Below are 21,218 nucleotides of genomic sequence, written 5' to 3'. Positions count from 1 at the left end.
CGCGGCTTGAATTTTCCGCTCCTCCGGCGCCCCGGCCGCAGCCGCCCGGTTGGCGGCTAATGCTCCTCCGAAGCCTTTGCCCGGAAGTCGCCCGGGGCCATGCCATAGGCGGCGTTGAAGACCCGGTAATAGGTTGCCAGGCTCTCGAAGCCGCAGGAGCTCGCGATGTCGGCGATCAGCCGTTCCGGCGCCTCGCGCATCAGGCGGCGGCTCTGTGTCAGGCGCTCGTCCGTCACGGTCTGCGAGAAGCTCTTCTCGGCCATCTCGAACAGCATGTGCAGGTGACGCACGGACACGCCGAGCTGATCGGCCACCATCGTCGGCGCCAGATCTGGGTCTTGCAGGTGGCGCGCGATGAGGCGCCGGGCCTGTGAGAGGCGGGCGGTCCGCAGCGCGGCCTGGCCGCGCCGGCTTCCGGGCCGCACGATGCCGCGCTCGATCAGCGCCAGATGGGCCAAAGCTTGCACCAGGGAGGTCTGGGCCACAGAGGCCGCATCATCCGCGGCAGCCTCGCCGAGATCGGCAAAGCAGGCAGCCAGCAGCGGCGCCAGGGCCGGATCGTTGAAGGTCCGCGGCGACAGCTCGCGCATGCGCTTGTCCTGCGCCGGGATGCTGCTCATCGGGATCTTCAGGATCCGCAGATGGAAGCCCCCGGCGCCCAGCGGCGCGGTGCGGTAGGGCAGGTCGGTATGGCTGGTGGCGAAGCTGCCGTTGGCAATTGAAAAGTCGCTTGTGCGCATGCCGCCGAACCAGCCGCCGCTGCCGAGCTGCTGGTAGACGCAGATCGCGTCACCCGGGGCGTTGGCGATGTCCGACGTGCTGCGCTCGACCGCGTAGGGCGAAGCCTTCAGCTCGACGAGGCCGGCGCCGCCAAGCTGGCGCAGCGAGAATTCGCCGAAGAAGTCCGCGCGCCGTTCGCGCTCGAGCTCGGCGGTGACGCCGAACAGTCCCTTGGCGCGCACCTCGCGCCAATAGTCGAAGCGGTCATGCGGCTCCACCTCGTCCGTACACCAGCGCAACACGGCAGCCCCTCGCTTCCGGCGAAATTGTCCTAGAAGAAGCAGATTCCAGCGGAATCTGCCATAGCCCGATGGTGCAATCGGAGCCCTGGCCGCTTGAACCGTCATTGCATCTGGCCCGACTATCACACAGCGGCAGGGGGCCATGGACTGCTGCTCGAAGGAATCGGCGTAGGGCCGTTTGGCAACGGGAAATCATGCGATGACGCGTCGGCTTTTCAGAATTCTGGCGGCCCTTGGCCTCGCGGCGAGCCTGAGCGGCTTCGCAGCTCCCGCCCATGCCGAGAAGCGCGTCGCGCTCGTCGTCGGCAACAACGACTACAGGAACGTTCCGAAGCTGCTCAAGGCGGTCAACGACGCCCGCACCATGGGTGACACGCTGAAGCAGCTCGGCTTTTCGGTGATGGTCGCCGAGAACCAGAACCGGCAGCAGTTCTCCGAGACGCTGCTCGCGTTCGACAAGGCGATCGAGCCGGGCGACACCGCGTTCTTCTTCTATGCCGGCCACGGCTTCGAGATCGCCGGCCAGAACTACCTGCTGCCGACCGACGTGCCGGCGGCGACGGAAGGACAGGAAGAGCTGGTGCGCGACGCCTCGATCCTGGCCGACCGCATCGTCGAGCGCCTCCAGAACAAGAAGGCGCGGACCTCCATCCTGGTGTTCGACGCCTGCCGCAATAACCCGTTCGAGCGCAAGGGCACCCGCGCGGTCGCCGGCGGCGGCGGGCTCGCGCCGATGACGCAACTGCCCGAAGGCGTGTTCTCGGTGTTCTCGGCAGGACCGCGCCAGACCGCGCTCGATCGCCTGTCCAATGACGACGCCAACCCCAATTCGGTGTTCACGCGCACTTTCGCCAGGGAGCTGCTGCAGCCCGGCGAGAACCTGGTGCAGGTGGCGCAGCGCACCCGCCGTCTGGTCAGCGAGATGGCCGACACCGTCAAGCACAGGCAGGTGCCGGTCTATTTCGACCAGATGGTCGACGACGTCTTCCTCAGCGGCATGGCGAAGGATGCCGCCGCGCGGCCAGCCGAGCCGCCGCAGAAGCTTGCGGCGTTGCCGCCGGTGTCGGTGCCGCAGATGCCGAGGGAGGAGACGATCAACGCGCCGATCGCGAGCTTCTCGCGGCACAATGGCGGCTGGAGCGTGACGTTCTCCTTCGCCGATCCGACGCTCGGCATTTCCTGGCGCATGGCCGGCAAGGGCGATTTCCGGGAGACCGGCTTCATCGACACGCTCGATCCGCGCACCCGCAAGCGGATGCCGAACCCGTCGATCGAGCTGCCGCCGGATGCGCAGGCCGGCACCATCGAGGTCCGCTATGTCGATCAGTCCGGCGAGATGCAGGGACCGTTCCCGATCCGGTTCGATCCCGAGGCCGCGCTGATCCGCGACCAGCGCAAGATGCTCGACATGACGTCGACGAGCTGGCTGTCGTTCCGCGAGTTCAACGGGCTGCTGGTCTACTACACGCACCTCGTGTCTTACCGCTGCGCCATCCGCGAGGTGCGCATCGGCATCGACACCGCCGTGCCCAACCAGGTGCTGAAGATGCCGCCTTGCGACATGCGCGACCCCGGCGCGATCACCGTCGGCATGCCGCTCTACATGAAGCTCGCGCCGAGCACGCAGTCCGTCTCGGTGGAGCTGACCTATCGCGACGGCAGCGTCTCGGAGATCAAGAGCTTTCGCAGCGCGAACCGCAGTCATAATTGATACTCAGCAGCGTCGCCGCCAGCAGGGTTGTCGTGACTCTGATAGTTAGACCGGCCGGGTCAGAGCCGGAAGTGCTCTCTCCTAGGCCAAGTTGCACCTGATGCAACCATAAGTTATGTTCAAGTGTTTCTTTATCAATGGAGTTTCCTCATGCCAGACATTAAGCTTGGCTATCGCGTTCGCCTTCGATCCGGCGGCCCACTTATGACCGTTCACTCGATCAGCGGCGATAACATCGATTGTCAGTGGTTCACCCTGAAAGGCGAGCTGCGCTCTTCGACATTTCCGAGCTACATGCTCACCGTCATTGAAGGGGCCGCAGCCGATGCAGGATAGCTCGGTTCCGTAGCTACCGATTTGAATTGCTCCCGGCGCTTCCACGTCGGGAGTTTTGCTGCCCGTGACCGCCAAGCTGGCCATGCTCAGCTTTTCAATCAATGAATCCGTTCCAAGCGAATTCGCAGCAGCGCGACCGGTAGAGCAGCGTGGTGACCCTGAGGGAGTGAATGGCTCCGTGACAGATATCGCGTCGATCAGGACAATCGTACACGATAACCTTTATGATCGAACAATGCGTCTACCTACCGATCCCTGAGCAAACCAATGTTGCCAACCGCTTAGATTGAGCCGAGGATTGCGACCGGCTGGAGGCAAAGGCCAAGGGACGGCTGATGCCAAAGACTATCCAGGAGCAACTGGACGAGGTGGAGCGTGACATCAAACGTTACACGGACTTCGATGTGGCGGAGAAGGCTCGCTTCGATCGCGAGTGCTACCTCTGGACCGCGGAAGATCGCATCGACTGGCAGGAGACGCAGCTTTCAAATGCTCAATATCTGAGCGAATTGAATGATAAGCGCGTTGCATTGCTCAAGGAGCTCAAGAGGTGATTTGCGATGCGCAACCCTTAAGGGAGCGCGCGGCCGCTACAGCTTATCGGCGAAACCGATTAGAGCTTTCGCAGCGCGAACCGGAGTCATAATTGATGCGCCGTTCGGCCGGTGGATTGTGACGGGATCACCTTACGGCGTGGACGAAGTTAAATCGGACAGGCCAAAGGCGAAAGTGCTAGAGCCGGGGATGACAAAATTCATCATCGTCGCGTTCCTTACGACGCTTCCGGTTCTGGCCCAAACGACTCCAGTCCCCACACCGCCACTCACCGACCGCGAACGCGTCCAAGCAGACCGTGCGAGAGCCGCCGAGGATGAGAGGGTAGCTCCGATCACTCGACCATGGGATCGCGATGCCGATGGCAAACGCCCATGGGAACGGAAGTCGTCAAAGCCCTGAGGCAAGCGAACATCGCTTCCCCGCGGAAGGAACAACTCCTCGGGTCCCTGGATTGTCCGTCAAACCAGGGAGACGATCCATGATCCGCAAATCCATCCTCGTGACCATCGCTTGTGCCGCACTTTCGACGGCGGCCTTTGCCCAAGGTGGTGGTGGCGCAGGCGGCGGTGGTGCGGGTGCAGGTGCAGCGGCGGGCGCAGGTGCCGGTGCCAGCGTCGGATCTGCGGCCAGCTCAGGCGCCGGAGTGGGAACGTCATCCAGCAGCGCCAATTCAGGGCCGTCGGCCCCATCCGGAATGGGGACACATGGCACCACCACCGGGGCCAACGTCAACACCAACACCGGCCAGACTAATCCGAACGTTCAGGCTCCAACTGCAAACGGTAGGACGCCGGCAGCAGCGCAAGCCGAGCGAAACATGGGCGTCGGTCACGCACCCAACGGATTGCCGATCGGCAGTCCGGGTACCGGGACCAGCAACGAGGACCAGAAATAGTCACCCCGTTCTCAGGCAAAGGCCCGCGTTCTGCGGGCCTTTTGCCGGGCACCTCGTGCCGCTGCGAACCGGCCGCGGCGGGCTATGGCTGCAGATTGAGACTGCCTTCCGCCTGAATTGCGCTATTATCTCGATCGTACTTGGATCGCGGCGGCAATGACATCCGGGCAACAACCTGGCAAGACCATGAAGGTCCGCTGCTGCATCGTCGGCGGCGGGCCGGCGGGCATGATGCTCGGCTATCTCCTGGGGCGGGCCGGCATCGATGTCGTGGTGTTGGAGAAGCATGCGGATTTCTTCCGCGACTTCCGCGGCGACACCGTGCATCCCTCGACGCTTCAGGTGATGGACGAGCTCGGCCTGATCGACGGCTTCCTGAAGCTGCCGCACCAGCGCTTGCAGAAGATGGACGGCCTGTTCGGCGGCACGCCGGTGCGCATTGCCGATCTCAGCCGGCTCCATACCAAGTACCCCTTCATCGCCTTCATGCCGCAATGGGATTTCCTGAATTATCTGCGCGAGGCCGGCCGCCGATTTGCGTCGCTCAAGGTGATGATGAGCACGGAGGCGGTGGATCTGATCCGCCGCGGCGAGACCATCGCCGGCGTGCGGGCAAAGACGCCTGACGGCACCATCGACATCGAGGCCGATCTCACCATTGCCTGCGACGGCCGGCATTCGACGGTGCGCGAGCGCGCCGGCCTTCCGGTCGAGGAGATCGGCGCGCCGATGGACGTGCTCTGGTTCCGCGCCGGCCGCAGGCCCGACGAGACCGAGAACGTGTTCGCGCGGGTCGAGCCCGGCAAGATGATGATCACCTTCGACCGCGGCGACTATTGGCAATGCGCCTATGTCATCGCCAAGGGACAGCACGAGGCGGTGAAGGCGAGGGGACTGCAGGCGCTGCTCGACGACGTCGTGCGCATGGCGCCGATCCTCAGGTCCGGTATCGCGGAGGTGAAGAGCTTCGACGATATCAAGCTGCTCACCGTCGCGATCAACCGCCTGACGCGCTGGACGCAGCCGGGCCTGTTGTGCATCGGCGACGCCGCGCATGCGATGTCGCCGGTCGGCGGCGTCGGTGTCAATCTCGCCGTGCAGGACGCGGTCGCGACGGCCAATCTGCTGGCGGACAAGCTGCAACATGGCTGTCCGTCGGAAGATGAGCTCGATGCTATCAGGCGCCGGCGCGAGTTTCCGGTGAAGATGACGCAACGCATGCAGGTGGTCGTGCAGAACAACCTCATCAGCGGCGCCTTGCGGAGCGGCGACCGGCCGTTGAAGGTGCCGCTGGTCGTGCGCCTCATCACCGCGCTGCCGTGGCTGCAGGGCATTCCCGCGCGGCTGATCGCGCTCGGCGTGCGGCCCGAGCACGTGCACTCGCGGGCCGCGCCGGGATCGTAGCGTAGGACTTCGGTATGGATAACGCCGCGTGAAATCGCGCGCGGCACGTTGCGCGCCTGCAACAGCGCCGACGGATTCGCAGGCCTATGCGCGCCCAACCGCCACGTTAACCGTGTTGATTTCAATTTTAGTAAGAGCCGTCTGTGACCGTGCGCCCATCAAAGGACACGGGGTGTACCATGCGTAATAAATTGATTGCCGCCTTCGCCTGCACGACGGCCCTGGTTTCGACCGGCGCTGCTTCCGCCGCCGATCTCGGTGCGCGCTACACGAAGGCGCCGGCCTATGTCGAGCCGTTGTTCAACTGGACCGGCTTCTACGTCGGCGGCCACATCGGTGGCGCATGGACCAACGAGCAGTTCATCAACAACGGAACGGGCGCGGCGTTCGGCGATTTGCTCCCGGGAGAGGGCTATCGTCAGCGCAACTCGGGCGTCATGGGCGGCGCGCAGATCGGCTACAACTGGCAGGCCAACAACTACGTGTTCGGCGTGGAAGGCACGATCTCCGGGCTTGATAACAAGGGCACGGTCGTCAACACCGTGTTTGGCGCCGGTGACGACGTGTTCTCCTGGCGTGCCAATGTTCTGGCAACGGTCGTCGGCCGCGCCGGCTTCGCCGTGCAGAACAACCTCTTCTATATCAAGGGCGGCTACGCCGGCGTGAACAACCGTCTCTCGGTCACCGACACCGTCGGTGTGTCGGGCTCGGGCGGACAGACCCACTGGGCCAACGGCTGGACCGTCGGCGCGGGCTGGGAATACGGCGTCACCCGCAACTGGATCGTCGGCCTCGAATACAACTATGCTGCCTTCGGCAGCCAGACCTATCAGCTCGGCGGCACGGCGGGCAACTACACCTTCGATGCCAAGCCGCGTGACATCCAATGGGCCGTCGTGCGCGCGAGCTACAAGTTCGACGCCCCGACCATCGGCCGCTACTGAGCACGTCGACGCAACGCGACCAACGATCAAAAAAGAGCACTGCCAAAATTCAAAAGCCCCGGCTTCCACCGGGGCTTCTTTTTTGCGTGCAGCCTTGTGGGTGCAGATCCGCGCTCAGGCCATCACCGAGAATCCGCCGTCGACGGGAATCGCGGTGCCCGTGACGAAGTTCGACGCGGGCGAGGCGAGGAACATGGCGATGCCGGCGAAGTCATCGATGTCGCCCCAACGCCCCGCGGGCGTGCGCGCCAGCACGCGCTCGTGCAGCCCCGAGACCTGCTGCCGCGCGCCGCGCGTGAGATCGGTGTCGATCCAGCCCGGCAGAATGGCGTTGACCTGGATGTTGTCGGGCGCCCAGGCATTGGCGCAGGCGCGGGTGTACTGCACGATGCCGCCCTTGCTCGCTGCATAGGCTGTCGCGAAGCTCGCGCCGAAGATCGACATCATAGAGCCGATATTGATCACCTTGCCGTTGCCGGATGCCTTCAGCGCCGGATAGGCCAGCTTCGAGCACACGAAGGCGCTGGTGAGGTTGGTGTCGATCACCTTGTTCCACTCGTCGAGCTCGAGCTCGTGCGGCGGCTTGCGGATGCTCATGCCGGCGTTGTTGATGAGAATGTCGATGCGGCCGAGCTCCTTGACGACGCGGTCGATCATGGCCGCAACCGCCGCTTTGTCGGTCACGTCGGTGGCGACGGCAATCGCCTTCACGCCGCGCTGCCTGAGATCGGCCACGGCGGCGGCGGACTTGGTCTCGTTGCGTCCAACCACGGCGATGTCGGCGCCGGCATCGGCAAGGCCGCGCGCCATCCCGAGCCCGATGCCGCCATTGCCTCCCGTGACGATCGCGACCTTGCCGCGGAGATCGAATCGGCTGGATGTCATGCTTGTATTCCCTGGTTTCTTCTATTGGTTGCTCTGCCAGATCAGCACCAGCCCGAAACCGGCCATGGCTGCGCCATAGCCGGCCCATTGCAGCTGGTTGACCATGAAGCTCGATCGCGGCCATGGAACGGTGCCCGTGCCCTGTCCGATCCAGAGCAGCCCGAGGGCGGTTGCAAACAGGCCTGCGACAAGCAGAAATCTGCGCATGCATTCCTCCATCGGTCCGCTTCTGTCGCGCTCGACGGCATCAACGATTGCCGCAGCCACGAAAACTTGGCGTCAGACTAGCCGTAGCTTTGGTTCGGATACAATGGCGGCGCTGGCAGAAAGCCGACGCGGCGAAATCGAGCGCAGGTCGCGGGGCAGGACGATCACCGCTGGTGTGCGGATGATCGAAGCTGAGCTCGCCCCTGCCTGTCTTCGCTGAGGGCGTGCACCGACTGCCGACAAGCCCAAAATGAAAAAGCCCCGGCGATGCCGGGGCTTTGACGCTTGATCGTGAGATCAGATCAGTACTTCGCGACGACCGGACCGGTCCAGTTGAAGCGGTAGACCAGCGAGGTCGAGATCGTCTGGTTCCAGCTGTTGGCGCGGACGCTGTTAACGAGCGGCACGTTACCGGCGTCGAGGATCTCGGTTTGGGTCTTGGCGTTGTAGAAGGCCGAACGGTACTCGGTCTTCATGAACCAGCCGGGCGAGGTGACGCCGAAGATGTTCAGGCTGTTCTCGACGCCGCCGCCGATGAACCAGCCATGACGATCGTAGCTATTGAGGTGAACACCGACCGGAGTACCACCCAGCGTCGTGAAGTTGGTCTGACCGAAGTGAGCGCCGGAGTAACCGCCGTTGACGTAGGAGAGAACGTTCGGAGCGACCAGCCAGCCGAGGCGCACACCCGCGGCCCAGGAGGTTTCGAGCTTCTGGTTGCCGGTGATGCCGAAGATCGGATCCTGGATGGTGGCGCGGATGCTGCCGAACTGACCGTCAGCGAACACACCGGCGACCCAGGTGCCGCTGAACTGCCAGTCGTAACCGGCGCCAACCGTACCAAACCAACCGGAACCGCCCTGACGCTGAGTGATCGTCAGCGGAGTACCCGAGACGGTGTCGACAATCTGCTGGTCAGCATTGGAGAGGCCGCCGCCGCCACCGCCGAAGACGTAGAAGCCGGTCCAGTTGGCGACGGGCGCCATCACCGGAGCCTTTGCGTAGGGGCGAGCCGCGAGATCGGCCGCCGAGGCCGAACCGGTCATCGCCGCGACCGCGGTCAGAGCGAGCAAAATCTTCTTCATGTTAAAATCCCCAACCTTGGTCTGTAGGCGCGAGCGCACTGAAGTCCGTGTCATCTGATGCCCGAACTATAGACGGTTCGAGCCGAAATGCTGTTGCCGGGCAGGCACAGTCGCTGGAAAACGCCGGTGCGGGGGTATTTGCGGCGCGGCCGCGCGAATCCAGAAAAATGCCGATATTACAGTGTGTTAGATGTGCTCCCGGGGATTCGATTTCGGGTAACATCTCGTTAGCAAATCGGCATTGTCCGAAAGAGAGGCAATCCTGCCTCAGCCTTGGGGCCGCTGAGTCGCTGGCCGAATCGCGCTCCGGCAGGAATCGCCGGGACGGGCGGTATCGTCCCTCACATAAAAAAGCCCCCGGGACCTGATGGAGCCGGGGGCTTATTCGACGGGAGCGTGCGACGTCAGACGTCCAGCAGCTCTTCGCTGGCAAATTCAGCCTTGTCCGAGATGAACGCGAAGCGCGCCTCGGCCTTGGTGCCCATCAGGCGCTCCACCGAGTCCGCCGTGGTGTCGCGATCGTCGGCGAGCAGCACCACCTTGAGCAGCGTCCGCTTGTTCGGATCCATGGTGGTCTCCTTGAGCTGCGCCGGCATCATCTCGCCAAGACCTTTGAAGCGGTTCACCTCGACCTTGGCGTTGGCGTTGAACTCGCTTCGGAGCAGCGCCTCCTTGTGGGCGTCGTCGCGCGCGTAGACCGACTTCGAACCGTGGGTCAGCTTGTAGAGCGGCGGCACCGCGAGGAAGAGATGGCCCTCGTCGATCAGCCGTGGCATCTGCCGGTAGAAGAAGGTGATCAGCAGCGAAGCGATGTGCGCGCCGTCGACGTCGGCGTCGGTCATGATGATGATGCGCTGATAGCGCAGATCCTCTTCGCGATAATGCAAGAGCTGGCCGCAGCCGATCGCCTGCACGAGGTCGGAGAGCTGCGCGTTCGCGGTCAGCTTGTCCTTGCCGGCGGAGGCGACGTTGAGGATCTTGCCGCGCAGCGGCAGCACCGCCTGGGTCTTGCGGTCGCGCGCCTGCTTGGCGCTGCCGCCGGCCGAATCGCCCTCGACGATGAAGAGCTCTGAGCCCTCGGTGCCGGCATCGGTGCAGTCGGCGAGCTTGCCGGGCAGGCGCAGCTTCTTGCCGGCGGTCTTGCGCGCGGTCTCTTTCTCTTGTCGCCGGCGCAGGCGCTCCTCGGCGCGGTCGATCACGAAGTCGAGCAGCCGGTTGGCCATGTTCGGATTGCCCGACAGCCAATGGTCGAACGGATCCTTCATCGCCTGCTCGACGATGCGCTGCGCTTCGGCGGTGGCGAGGCGATCCTTGGTCTGCCCCTGGAATTCGGGCTCGCGCACGAACACCGACAGCATCACGGCGGCGCCCACCATCACGTCTTCCGAGGTGACGGAAGCCGCGCGCTTGCCCTGGCCGACGCGCTCGGCGTGGTCCTTCAGGCCGCGCAGCAGCGCGCTGCGCAGGCCGGATTCGTGCGTGCCGCCATCCGGCGTCGGCACGGTGTTGGTGTAGGAGGAGAGGAAGCCGTCGGCATCTGCGGTCCAGGCCACCGCCCATTCGCAGGCGCCATGCGCGCCGTTACGCCCCGACTTGCCGGAGAAGATGTCCGGATGCACCAGCGTGTCGGCGTGGATTGCGGCCGCCAGATAGTCCTTGAGGCCGCCGGGGAAGTGGAACGTCGCCTCGGAGGGCACGTCCTCGATGCCCTTGAGCAGCTCGGGCGCGCAGTTCCAGCGGATCTCGACGCCGCCGAACAGATAGGCCTTCGAGCGCGTCATCTTGAACAGGCGCTGAGGCTTGAACGCGGCTTTGGGCCCAAAGATGTCGGTGTCGGGCCTGAAGCGCACGCGCGTGCCGCGGCGGTTGCTGACCTTGCCGAGGTCCTCGAGCTTGCCCTTCGGGTGACCGCGCTCGAATGTCATGCGGTACAGTTTCTGGCTGCGCGCGACCTCGACCTCGAGACGCGAGGAGAGAGCGTTGACGACGGAGATGCCGACGCCGTGCAGGCCGCCCGAGGTCTCGTAGACCTTGCTGTCGAACTTGCCGCCCGAATGCAGCGTGCACATGATGACTTCGAGCGCCGACTTCTTCGGGAATTTCGGGTGCGGATCGATCGGGATGCCGCGACCGTTGTCGGTCACGGTCAGGAACCCGTCCGCGCTCAGATCGACTTCGATGAAGGTCGCGTGTCCGGCCAGCGCCTCGTCCATCGAGTTGTCGATGACTTCGGCGAACAGGTGATGCAGCGCCTTCTCGTCGGTGCCGCCGATATACATGCCCGGCCGGCGCCGCACCGGTTCAAGGCCCTCGAGCACCTCGATGTCGGCCGCCGTGTAATCGGCTTCCCCGCCACTTCCGCGCGGTGCCTTGGTGGCGCGGGGCTTTGGCTCGTCGCTGCCGAAAAAGTCGTCTTTCGCTTTGGATTTCAACTGCTTGGACATATATCTTGATGCGTTTTGAGGGCCGCTAAAGCGGCGAATCGGTTAGGCCGACTATGCCACTTCTGACTTGGAAAGGTTACCTCAGGGCGGGCCGGGCGGTGTGGGTTGGGAGCCAATCCCGGCGATTTTACGCCGCAGCCCCCGTTAATTCCCGCCAATTTGACGTCCCGGCCTTAGCCATGTCGGGTTTTGTGACTTGATGTCACACAAGTCCTTGGCTTACCAGTCCTTTTCATCGAGCAGCACCTTGAGACGGGGCGGGAAGGCTATTTTGGATGGAGCAGTTTGCGCACGCCCTGGCTGATTTCGTGCGCGCTCACCAGGCCTGGGCAGCTCCGATCGTGTTCGTGCTGGCTTTCGGCGAGTCGCTCGCCTTCATCTCGCTGTTGGTCCCGGCCTGGGGCGCGCTGGTGGCGATCGGCGCGCTGATCGGGGTGAGCGGCATCAGCTTCTATCCGGTCTGGATCGCCGGCGGCCTCGGGGCGGCGCTGGGCGACTGGGTCTCTTACTGGTTCGGCTACCGCTACAAGGAACACGTCGCCCAGATGTGGCCGCTCTCGCGCTATCCGGAACTCTTGCCCCGAGGCGAGGCTTTCGTGCGCACCTGGGGCATACCCAGCATCTTCATCGGGCGCTTCTTCGGCCCCTTGCGCGCCTCCGTGCCGCTCGCGGCCGGCATCTTCGAGATGCCCTATTGGAGCTTCCAGGCCGCCAATTTCGTCTCGGCCCTGATCTGGTCGGCCGTGCTCCTGCTGTTCGGCGACGTGCTCGCCAAGATCATGGAATGGGTCTGGCGCGTGATCTGACCGGGCACCGGGCCGCCCGGTCAGGGCGTCAGGAGAGGACTACAGCGATGCGTTCCAGATCGCGGGGATCCAGCGATAGCCGGGGCCGTCCTTTTCCTTCTCGACCCGGACGAGACCGGGGAAGGCGGCGTGGAAGGCCTGGATCGGCATCTTCTCGGCAATCGCCATGTCGTAGAGCTTGCGGCGCGTCTGCTGGGCCAGCGGTTTGTCGACGTCGGATGCGATGTTCCATTCGGGATGCTTCACGAACAGGAACGCTGCGCCCGCGGTGATATCCACCTGCACCAGCACCTTCTCGGCGCCGGAGGCGACGATGAAGGAATTGTGGCCCGGCGTGTGGCCGGGGCTCGCCACCGAGGTGATACCGGGTGCGACTTCCTTGCCGGCCTCATATTGTGTGACCTTGCGGCCCAGGGCATCGAACACGCGGCGGATGTTCTTGAAATTGTTTTCGAGGATCGGATTGCCCATCCCCTTGCTCATCTCGCCGTCGTCCATCCAGAACTTCCATTCCACCGCCGGCACCATGATCTCGGCATTGGGGAAGGCGGGCTTGTTCTCGGCCGCCAGCAGGCCGTTGATGTGGTCGCCATGGAAGTGGGATATGATGACGGTATCGACCGTCGCGCGATCGATGCCGGCGGCGGCGAGATTGTTTTGGAATTGGCCGACCTTTCCCTTGGTCTGCGTGAACTGGTCGGGACCGAGGCCGGTATCGATGACGACGAGCTTCGGTCCGGTGTTGACCACAACCGGGTTGAATGTGTGGGTGACCTTGTCGGCCGGCAGGTGGTGCTCGGCGAACACTTTGTTGATGTCGTCCTTGCTGGCGCCGGCGGCGTAATTGTCGGTCAGATTGACGGTCGCAACACCGTCGCAGACCACCGTGACCTGGTGGGTCCCGACATTGTAGCGATAGAAGCTCGCATTCTGCTTCTCGGCCAGGGGCGCGGCGGCGCTCGCGGGCGAAGTCTTCACGAAAGGCAGGAGCGCCGATGCGGCGGCGCCGGCTAGCGTTGCGCGACGAGTGATCTCGGTCATGATGATGTCCTGAGGCTGGGTGCGAACGGCTCGGAGTCGGCGAAGAGGTTGTATCCCGCCGGTCGTTCTCGAAAACCCCCATGCTGACGGGAAATTCCACTGCAGCCCGCCGATATCCGCTCCGCATCCTGCCCGTCACGGCGCGACATTGTGGCGGCAGCCCGGCATTGCGTTGACCGATTTGGACTTGACCCCGGAACCCCCTGGCCTTATAGCCGCGCGCCATGATCAACGCCGCGACCATCCTGTTCGCCCGTCGCCGCCGCCGCAGCTTAGCGGTTTGGGCGGTCGATCGCGTTTGAGATCATCGTCTTTGCCGCTGGACCCGATCCGCGGCATTCTCTCTCCTGTCAGCGCGATCTGATCCGGCGGCTCCCCAAGGAGGCCCAGCAGGAGACCACGATGTACACGCCACCCTTTTTCAAGCAGGACCGCACCGCGAGCCTGAAATTCGCCGAAGAGCGCGGCTTCGGGACCATGTGCGCCTTTGACGGTCACAAGCCCATTGCTTCGCCATTGCCGTTCTATCTGACCTATGCCGCGGACGGCACGCCGCAGGCCGCCTTTCATCTCGCCCGTCACAATCCGCTGCTAAAGCTTGCGGACGGCGCGGCGTCCTGGCTGCTCGCAGTCAACGGCCCAGATGCCTATGTATCGCCGGACTGGTACGTCTCGCCGGATCAGGTGCCGACCTGGCTCTACCAGTCGGTGCATCTGAGCGGGCCGGTACGGCTGTTGTCGGACGACGAGCTGGCGGTGCAGATCGACACGCTGAGCGAGAAGTTCGAGAGCTGGCTGCTGCCGAAGAAGCCTTGGACCTCGGGTAAGATGACTGCCGGGCGGCTCGAGGCCTTGAAGAAGGGGATCGTGGGTCTGGCCATGACGGTTGAAGAGGTCGAGGGCAGCTTCAAGCTCAACCAGCAGAAGTCCGACGCCGACTATGCGGCGATCGCCAATGCGCTCAGCGCCGGCGACGCCGACGCCAGGCAGATCTCACATTTGATGCGGCAGGCAAGGCCGCAAGCCTTTCTAGAACAAGCCTTCGCAGAACAAGTTTTCGCAGACGACACGAACATGCTCGAAGGGAGCGCGCCATGACCCTCGCTGACACCACCAAAGCCCCGGCCACGAGCGCGGCCAAGAAGCCGGCCACCGTCTTCGTCGACGGCGGTTCCGGCACCACCGGCCTCGGCATCAACGAGCGGCTGAAGCTCCAGAGCGATGTTGCGGTGAAGACCATTGCCGACGACAAGCGCAAGGACCCCGCGGCCAAGAAGGCGCTGATGGAGGAGGTGGACCTCGTCATCCTCTGCCTGCCGGACGATGCCGCCAAGGAAACGGTCGCTCTTGTCGACAGCATGGGGGCTCAAGCGCCGAAGGTGCTGGACGCCTCGACCGCGTACCGGGTCGCGCCGGACTGGGCCTATGGCTTTCCCGAGCTGACGCCGGACCAGACCGGCAAGATCAAGGCCGCGAAGAAGGTCTCCAATCCCGGCTGCTATCCGACCGGCGCGATCGCGCTGCTGCGGCCGATCGTCGATGCCGGCCTGCTGCCATCAGACTATCCCGTCACCGTCAACGCGGTGAGCGGCTATTCCGGCGGCGGCAAGTCGATGATCGCAAGCTTCGAGGATGGCAGCGCGCCGTCTTTCGAGCTCTATGGCCTCGGCTTCGAGCACAAGCATCTGCCGGAGATGCAGCTCTATTCCAATTTGACGCGGCGGCCGATCTTCATTCCCTCGGTCGGCAACTACCGGCAGGGCATGCTGGTCTCGGTGCCGCTCCAGCTCGACACGCTGCCGGGCAAGCCCGGCGGTGCCGACCTGCAAGCGGCGATGGCGAAGCGTTACGCCAGCTCGAAATACGTCAAGGTGATGCCGCTGCAGAACGAGGCGACCAAGGGCGGTCGGCTCGAGCCGGAGGCGCTCAACGAGACCAACATGCTCGAGCTCTACGTCTTCGCCAGCGACAAGTATCACCAGGCGTTGCTGGTCGCCCGGCTCGACAATCTCGGCAAGGGTGCATCGGGCGCTGCCGTGCAGAACATGCGGCTGATGCTGGGGCTGCCGGAGGAGTAGGACAGTCTCGTGCCCCGGACGCCGCGCCACTTGGCGGTGCGCTGCAGAGCCGGGGCCCACGCTTGTTTAGATCTGGGTTGTGGCTTTCTGGGTCCTGGCTCTGCGGCGCGTCACTGAGGTGGCGCGCCTTGTCCGGGACACGGGACTCAAACCACCCCGAAGATCGCCAGCGCCAGCACGGCCTGGGCGAGGAAGCCGACGGTGAAGGCCAGCGTGCGGAACACCGGCAGGCCGAGCGTGTAGACGATGAGATGCGCGACGCGCGACCAGAAATAAACGGCGCAGGCGAGCACGGTCCATTTCGTGGAATAGTCGATCGCGTTCAGGATCAGCACCAGCGGCGCGAAGATCACGAGGTTCTCGACCGCGTTGTCATGCGCGAACATCATCCGGTTCGCCCACTCCGCCTGCGGCTTGTCGCCCCGCGAGGGGTTGGCCATGGCACCGCTCAACCCGCGAACCTGGCATCGGTTGATGATGTAGGGAATCCAGAGAACCCCCGTCAGGATCACCGTCAGTGTCAGCCAGAACAATTCGCGTGTCATAGTGGCGGTCCCCTGTGTCGTCGCTGGATTGAGGCGAGTCTATACGAAAGTGCGGGACATTCCGCTATGCGCGAACCCTGACATAGCTGCCGGGCGCGTCCTCGATCGGTGGGAATGCTTCGCTGCCGACCGCGCGCGCCGGGACTTCCTCGGGGTCGAGCCCGCCCAGCCACTCCCGCCAGTCCGGCCACCACGAGCCCTTGTGCTCCACGGCGCCTTTCATCCACTGCGCGATGTTGGCGTTCTTGATGTTGTCGTTGGTCCAGTACTGGTACTTGTTCGAGGCGGGCGGATTGACCACGCCCGCGATGTGGCCCGAGCCCGACAGCACGTACTTCACCGGACCGCCGAAGAACTGCGAGCCGTACAGCACCGAGTCGGCGGGCGCGATGTGGTCCTCGCGGGTGGCGAGATTGTAGACGGGGACCTTGACCTTGGAGAGATCGAGCAGGGTGTTGTCGAGCACCATCGTGCCGGCGGAGAGCCGGTTCTCCAGATAGCAATTGCGCAAGTAATAGGAATGGTTGGCCGCGGTCATCCGTGTGGCGTCGGAGTTCCAGTGCAGCAGGTCGAACGCGCTCGGCTGCTGGCCCTTCAGATAGTTGCTGACGACATAGGACCAGATCAGGTCGTTGGAGCGCAACATGTTGAAGGCCATCGCCATCTTCGAGCCTTCGAGCACGCCGGCGGCCTTCATGTCCTGCTCGAGCGCTACGATCTGTTCCTCGTCGACGAAGACGAGGAGATCGCCGGCATGGGTGAAGTCGACCTGGGCGGCGAAGAACGTCGCGGACGACACGCGCTGACGCCGCTTCTCGGCGAGCCAGGCCAGCGTGGTCGCGAGCATGGTGCCGCCGACGCAATAGCCGGCGGTGTGCACCTTCATCTCGCCGGTGATCTTCTCGATCACGTCCATCGCCGTGAGCGGGCCTTCCTTCATGTAGTCTTCCCAGCTCTTGTTGCCGAGCCGCTTGTCGGGATTGACCCATGAGATCACGAACACGGTGATGCCCTGGTCGACGCACCACTTGATGTAGGATTTCTCCGGCTTGAGATCGAGGATGTAGAACTTGTTGATCCAGGGCGGCACGATCAGGAGCGGAGTGCGCAGCACCTTCTCCGTGGTCGGCGAATACTGGACCAGTTGCATCATCTCGTTCTGGTAGATCACCTTGCCCGGCGTCGTCGCCATGTTGACGCCGACGACGAGATTGTCCGGATTGGACTGGCGGATTTTCAGCATGCCCTTGCCGGCCGCGATGTCCTCGGCCAGCATCGTCAGTCCGCGCGCAAGGTTCTCGCCGCTGGATGCGACCGTCTCGCGCAGCACCTCGGGATTCGTCAGCACGAAGTTCGATGGCGAGAGCGCGTTGGTGACCTGCTGGACGTAGAACTCGGCCTTGCGGCGCGTGTGCGGATCGAGCCCTTCTGCATCGCGCACCAGCTCCTGCGCCCATTTGGTCGTGAGCAGATAGAGCTGCATGACGAAATCGAAGAACTGGTTCGACTTCCATTCCGGATCGGCAAAGCGCTTGTCGCGCGGCGAGGGCGCGATTGCGGGCGGGGCCTCCTGGCCGGCCATGCGCCGCACCGCCGAGCCCCAGAGGTCGAGATAGTCCTTGGCGAGCTTGGTCTGGAGATCGGAGGAGCGGGACGTATCCGACAGCCAATATTCGGCGACCGACGTGAAGGTCTTGACGACCTCGGTAAGCTCGGCCGGTGGACGATCCTGCACCTCGCCGCTCTCGCGCGGCTTGAGGTAAGCGGCCAGCGCCTTGCCGCCGCTCTCCATCGCCCGCGCGACATTCATCGCGAAGGCTTCCGCATCGAACTTCGTCTCGGGTTTCGGCGTGTCGGTCGTGGCCATGCTCATGAGCAGAACAGTAACGATTCATTCCGTATTCGTCACCGCGAAGCTCGCAGGTTTGACGTTAAACACTCTCGAAGATGTGTTGCACTGCGACAAATCTTCTTGGTTCCGTCACAATCGGGCCGCACCGCTCGGCTTGTTGGGCACTGGCTGTTTTCTAAGCTCACGCCATCCGGGCAGCAATGGTTTGAGCTTGGGCGCGGTCTTGGGTAAGGTTGCCCGGGGCCGTGCTTTGGGACGAGTAGGGGATTTCCCAAGTGTTGGCGTTATGGGACCTGCAAAAGACGCTGCCGATCTGCGGCGCGCTGTTGATTGCGGCACTCGCCCTTGGCGGGTGTTCGAGCCAGCTCGCGGATCTGACGCCCGCGGATGCGCAGTCGCATGTCAGGGAGCCCGGCACCTATCTGCCGGTGCACGATCTGCCGCCGGATCGCGATCAGGCAATCATTCCGCCGGAGCAGCGCGCCAAGATCGAGGCCGAGCTCGCCGCCGCGCGCGATCGCCAGGCTGCGGCCGCCAAGGACACCAAATAGGCCCCTGACCCGAGACGGGCAACGTAATCGCTGGCGCCTCCGCTTTGCCGTGCTAAAAGACCTCGGTTCAGCCAAGAGTCAGGGCGAACGACTTCAGTCTTCGTCGTCGATGATTGCTCTAAGTATTTGATTTTGAGTAATTTTCGCGATGAGACTGAGCGCCTTTGAGAATGGCCCTCGTGGCCTGTCGATTCTGTCCTGACCGGTTGCCCGGAGCCCAGAGAGCCATGGAAGAATTTTACCGCATTCGCCGCCTTCCGCCTTACGTGTTCGAGCAGGTCAACCGGGCCAAGGCGGCGGCGCGCAATGCCGGCGCCGACATCATCGACCTCGGCATGGGCAATCCGGACCTGCCGGCACCGCCGCATGTGCTGGAGAAGCTGAAGGAGACCCTCGGCAAGCCGCGCACCGACCGCTATTCGGCCTCGCGCGGCATCCCCGGGCTGCGCCGGGCCCAGGCCGCCTACTACGCACGTCGCTTTGGTGTGAAGCTCAACCCCGACACCCAGGTGGTGGCGACGCTGGGTTCGAAGGAAGGTTTTGCCAACGTGGCGCAGGCGATCACCGCGCCCGGCGATGTCATCCTCTGTCCGAACCCGAGCTACCCGATTCACGCCTTCGGCTTTTTGATGGCGGGCGGCGTGATCCGCTCGGTGCCATCGGAGCCGACGCCGCAGTTCTTCGAGGCGGCGGAGCGGGCGATCATCCACTCGATCCCCAAGCCGCTGGCGCTCGTCGTCTGCTATCCCTCGAACCCGACCGCTTATGTCGCGAGCCTCGATTTCTACAAGGACCTCGTCGCCTTCGCGAAGAAGCACGAGATCCTGATCCTGTCCGACCTCGCTTATGCCGAAGTCTATTTCGACGAGAACAGCCCGCCGCCCTCGGTGCTGCAGGTGCCCGGCGCGATCGACGTCACGGTCGAGTTCACCTCGATGTCGAAGACCTATTCGATGGCCGGCTGGCGCATGGGCTTTGCGGTCGGCAATGAGCGCGTGATCGCGGCGCTCGCCCGTGTCAAATCCTACCTCGACTACGGCGCGTTCACGCCGGTCCAGGTCGCCGCGACCGCGGCGCTGAACGGCCCGGACGATTGCATCAAGGAGATGCGCGACACCTACCGCAAGCGCCGCGATGCGCTGGTGGAATCGTTCGGCCGCGCCGGCTGGGAGATCCCGCCGCCGGAGGCCTCGATGTTCGCCTGGGTGCCGCTGCCGGAGGCCTTCCGCAGCGTCGGCAGCATGCAGTTCGCAACCCTGATGGTGGAGAAATCCGGCGTCGCGGTCTCGCCCGGCGTCGGCTTCGGCGAGCATGGTGAAGGATATGTCCGCATCGCCATGGTGGAAAACGAGCAACGGATCAGGCAGGCCGCGCGCGGCGTGCGCCGCTTCCTTGAAAGCGGCATCGAAACGTTGCACAACGTCGTTCCGCTCGCCAATCGGCGTTGAGTTCTCTTCGGCAGGTTTTCTAAAGCATCATGGTTGCACCCCTGAAAGTGGGCATAGCGGGGCTCGGCACCGTGGGCGCCGAAGTTGTCCGTTTGATCGAATCGCAGGCGCGCGTGCTCGCGGGCCGCAGCGGCCGCGGTATCCGCGTCGTCGCCGTCACTGCGCGCTCGAAGGCGAAGAAGCGCGGCATCGATCTGCGTGGCGTCGAATGGGCAAAGGATCCGATGGCGCTCGCCACCCATCCGGAGGTCGACTGCTTCGTCGAACTGATGGGCGGCGCCGGCGATCCCGCGCTGTCGGCGGTGGACGCCGCGCTGGGCGCCGGCAAGTCGGTCGTCACCGCCAACAAGGCGCTGCTGGCCAAGCACGGCCTCAAGCTCGCCAAGGCGGCTGAAAAGCACGGCGGCGCGCTGAATTTCGAGGCAGCCGTCGGCGCAGCCATCCCCGTCATCAAGACGTTACGCGAAGGTCTTGCCGGAACCGGCATCAACCGCGTCTACGGCATCCTCAACGGCACCTGCAATTACATCCTGACCCGGATGGAGCAGGAGGGCCTGTCCTTCGCCGAATGCCTCAAGGACGCGCAGCGGCTCGGCTATGCCGAGGCCGATCCGTCCTTCGACGTCGACGGCCACGACACCGCGCAGAAGCTCGCCATTCTCGCCAGCCTCGCCTTCGGCACGAAAGTTGCTCAAAGCGCGGTGTATGTCGAAGGCATCTCATCCATCGCGCCGGAAGATCTTCGCGCCGCGGCCGATCTCGGTTACCGCGTCAAGCTGCTCGGCGTTGCGGTTCGCACCGCCAAGGGCATCGAGCAGCGCGTGCATCCGACCATGGTTCCCAAATCCTCCTCGATCGCGCAGGTGATGGGTGTCACCAATGCGGTCACGATCGATGGCGAGGGCATTCCGCCGATCACGCTGGTCGGCCCCGGCGCCGGGGGCGCGGCGACCGCATCCGCGGTGGTCGCCGACATCGCCGATGTCGCGCGCGGCATCCGCGCCAATCCGTTCGGCCGGCCGATCTCGCAGCTGCGCGACACCAAGAAGGCGCCGATGGAGCGGCACGAGGGCGGTTATTACATCCGCCTGCTCGCGCGCGATTTCCCCGGCACTGCGGCGGCGATCGCGACCCGGCTTGCGGAGCAGAAGATTTCGATCGAGTCGATCGTGCAGCGTCATCCCAATGGCGGCGCTGCGCCTGATAACGGCAAGGTGGTCCCCGTGCCCGTCATCCTGATCACCTATGCCACGCATGAGGACGCCGTGCGCCGCGCACTCGCCGCCGTGCAGCGCGACAAGGTCATCAGCGGACGGCCGCAGGTCATCAGGATCGAGAAGAACTGACACGGTTCGAACGAACTGTGGGTGTTACGAGTTGATGTGGGCAGAGATCTCTGTCCCAAA

20 protein-coding genes are annotated in these 21,218 nt (G+C 64.1%); 12 read left to right on the top strand and 8 right to left on the bottom strand.

Annotation, left to right across the window (positions count from 1 at the left end; all coding sequences use genetic code 11):
- Positions 1 to 56: 56 nt before the first annotated feature.
- Complete coding sequence (locus tag JQ566_RS16650) at positions 57 to 1,022, bottom strand: helix-turn-helix transcriptional regulator (protein ID WP_212373537.1); 966 nt, start codon at positions 1,020 to 1,022, stop codon at positions 57 to 59.
- Positions 1,023 to 1,221: 199 nt separating this feature from the next.
- Here JQ566_RS16650 and JQ566_RS16645 point away from each other — a divergent pair, with 199 nt between their 5' ends.
- From JQ566_RS16645 to JQ566_RS16620, 6 genes are all read left to right on the top strand, one after another.
- Positions 1,222 to 2,733 (top strand): caspase family protein, encoded by a 1,512-nt coding sequence (locus JQ566_RS16645; RefSeq protein WP_212373536.1) that lies wholly within the window; start codon positions 1,222 to 1,224, stop codon positions 2,731 to 2,733.
- A gap of 150 nt (positions 2,734 to 2,883) precedes the next feature.
- Positions 2,884 to 3,069, top strand: coding sequence for a DUF2158 domain-containing protein (locus JQ566_RS16640; protein ID WP_212373535.1), 186 nt, complete (start codon positions 2,884 to 2,886; stop codon positions 3,067 to 3,069).
- Positions 3,070 to 3,404: 335 nt separating this feature from the next.
- Entirely contained in the window at positions 3,405 to 3,623 is a 219-nt protein-coding gene (locus JQ566_RS16635; RefSeq protein WP_212373534.1) for a hypothetical protein, read from the top strand.
- 482 nt (positions 3,624 to 4,105) lie between these two features.
- Positions 4,106 to 4,522, top strand: a complete 417-nt coding sequence (locus tag JQ566_RS16630) for a hypothetical protein (protein WP_212373533.1) — start codon at positions 4,106 to 4,108, stop codon at positions 4,520 to 4,522.
- A gap of 156 nt (positions 4,523 to 4,678) precedes the next feature.
- Positions 4,679 to 5,926 (top strand): FAD-dependent oxidoreductase, encoded by a 1,248-nt coding sequence (locus tag JQ566_RS16625; RefSeq protein WP_212373532.1) that lies wholly within the window; start codon positions 4,679 to 4,681, stop codon positions 5,924 to 5,926.
- Positions 5,927 to 6,105: 179 nt separating this feature from the next.
- Positions 6,106 to 6,870 carry an outer membrane protein gene (locus JQ566_RS16620; protein ID WP_212373531.1) on the top strand — a complete coding sequence of 255 codons (765 nt, stop codon included), beginning with the start codon at positions 6,106 to 6,108 and terminating at the stop codon, positions 6,868 to 6,870.
- A 114-nt stretch (positions 6,871 to 6,984) separates the two neighbouring features.
- Here JQ566_RS16620 and JQ566_RS16615 read toward each other — a convergent pair whose 3' ends face one another.
- The 4 genes from JQ566_RS16615 to parE form a co-directional block, all read right to left on the bottom strand.
- The gene (locus JQ566_RS16615; protein ID WP_212373530.1) at positions 6,985 to 7,755 is read right to left on the bottom strand and encodes an SDR family NAD(P)-dependent oxidoreductase; all 771 of its coding nucleotides are present in this window, start codon (positions 7,753 to 7,755) and stop codon (positions 6,985 to 6,987) included.
- A 21-nt stretch (positions 7,756 to 7,776) separates the two neighbouring features.
- Complete coding sequence (locus JQ566_RS16610; RefSeq protein WP_025036050.1) at positions 7,777 to 7,962, bottom strand: hypothetical protein; 186 nt, start codon at positions 7,960 to 7,962, stop codon at positions 7,777 to 7,779.
- Between the two features lie 302 nt (positions 7,963 to 8,264).
- On the bottom strand, positions 8,265 to 9,047 hold the full coding sequence (locus JQ566_RS16605; RefSeq protein ID WP_212373528.1) for an outer membrane protein: 783 nt from the start codon (positions 9,045 to 9,047) through the stop codon (positions 8,265 to 8,267).
- Between the two features lie 404 nt (positions 9,048 to 9,451).
- Complete coding sequence (parE, locus tag JQ566_RS16600) at positions 9,452 to 11,491, bottom strand: DNA topoisomerase IV subunit B (protein ID WP_212373527.1); 2,040 nt, start codon at positions 11,489 to 11,491, stop codon at positions 9,452 to 9,454.
- A gap of 275 nt (positions 11,492 to 11,766) precedes the next feature.
- On the opposite strand from parE, the gene JQ566_RS16595 reads away from it, so the two are divergent.
- Positions 11,767 to 12,297, top strand: coding sequence for a DedA family protein (locus JQ566_RS16595; RefSeq protein WP_212373526.1), 531 nt, complete (start codon positions 11,767 to 11,769; stop codon positions 12,295 to 12,297).
- A 39-nt stretch (positions 12,298 to 12,336) separates the two neighbouring features.
- Here the strand turns inward: JQ566_RS16595 and JQ566_RS16590 are convergent, their stop codons facing one another.
- Positions 12,337 to 13,338: an MBL fold metallo-hydrolase gene (locus JQ566_RS16590; protein ID WP_212373525.1), complete on the bottom strand. Its 1,002-nt coding sequence runs from the start codon at positions 13,336 to 13,338 to the stop codon at positions 12,337 to 12,339.
- Positions 13,339 to 13,740: 402 nt separating this feature from the next.
- Here JQ566_RS16590 and JQ566_RS16585 point away from each other — a divergent pair, with 402 nt between their 5' ends.
- Entirely contained in the window at positions 13,741 to 14,436 is a 696-nt protein-coding gene (locus JQ566_RS16585; protein WP_212373524.1) for an FMN-binding negative transcriptional regulator, read from the top strand.
- Positions 14,433 to 15,416 (top strand): N-acetyl-gamma-glutamyl-phosphate reductase, encoded by a 984-nt coding sequence (argC, locus tag JQ566_RS16580; protein ID WP_212373523.1) that lies wholly within the window; start codon positions 14,433 to 14,435, stop codon positions 15,414 to 15,416. The genes JQ566_RS16585 and argC overlap by 4 nt, the downstream gene beginning before the upstream one ends.
- A 146-nt stretch (positions 15,417 to 15,562) precedes the next feature.
- Here the strand turns inward: argC and JQ566_RS16575 are convergent, their stop codons facing one another.
- Complete coding sequence (locus tag JQ566_RS16575) at positions 15,563 to 15,961, bottom strand: MAPEG family protein (RefSeq protein WP_212373522.1); 399 nt, start codon at positions 15,959 to 15,961, stop codon at positions 15,563 to 15,565.
- Between the two features lie 64 nt (positions 15,962 to 16,025).
- Positions 16,026 to 17,834 carry a PHA/PHB synthase family protein gene (locus JQ566_RS16570; RefSeq protein ID WP_212373521.1) on the bottom strand — a complete coding sequence of 603 codons (1,809 nt, stop codon included), beginning with the start codon at positions 17,832 to 17,834 and terminating at the stop codon, positions 16,026 to 16,028.
- 254 nt (positions 17,835 to 18,088) lie between these two features.
- Between JQ566_RS16570 and JQ566_RS16565 the strand changes: the two genes are divergently transcribed.
- The 3 genes from JQ566_RS16565 (at position 18,089) to JQ566_RS16555 (ending at position 21,158) form a co-directional block, all read left to right on the top strand.
- On the top strand, positions 18,089 to 18,364 hold the full coding sequence (locus JQ566_RS16565; RefSeq protein WP_212373519.1) for a hypothetical protein: 276 nt from the start codon (positions 18,089 to 18,091) through the stop codon (positions 18,362 to 18,364).
- 227 nt (positions 18,365 to 18,591) lie between these two features.
- Complete coding sequence (locus JQ566_RS16560; protein ID WP_212373518.1) at positions 18,592 to 19,812, top strand: LL-diaminopimelate aminotransferase; 1,221 nt, start codon at positions 18,592 to 18,594, stop codon at positions 19,810 to 19,812.
- A gap of 29 nt (positions 19,813 to 19,841) precedes the next feature.
- A complete protein-coding gene (locus JQ566_RS16555; RefSeq protein WP_212373517.1) occupies positions 19,842 to 21,158 on the top strand; it encodes a homoserine dehydrogenase in 1,317 nt (438 codons plus the stop codon).
- The last annotated feature ends 60 nt before the right edge of the window (positions 21,159 to 21,218 follow it).

It is taken from the genome of Bradyrhizobium sp. SZCCT0231 (assembly GCF_018130245.1).
Classification (GTDB): domain Bacteria; phylum Pseudomonadota; class Alphaproteobacteria; order Rhizobiales; family Xanthobacteraceae; genus Bradyrhizobium; species Bradyrhizobium japonicum_F.
This window is presented reverse-complemented; position numbering and strand designations above follow the sequence as displayed.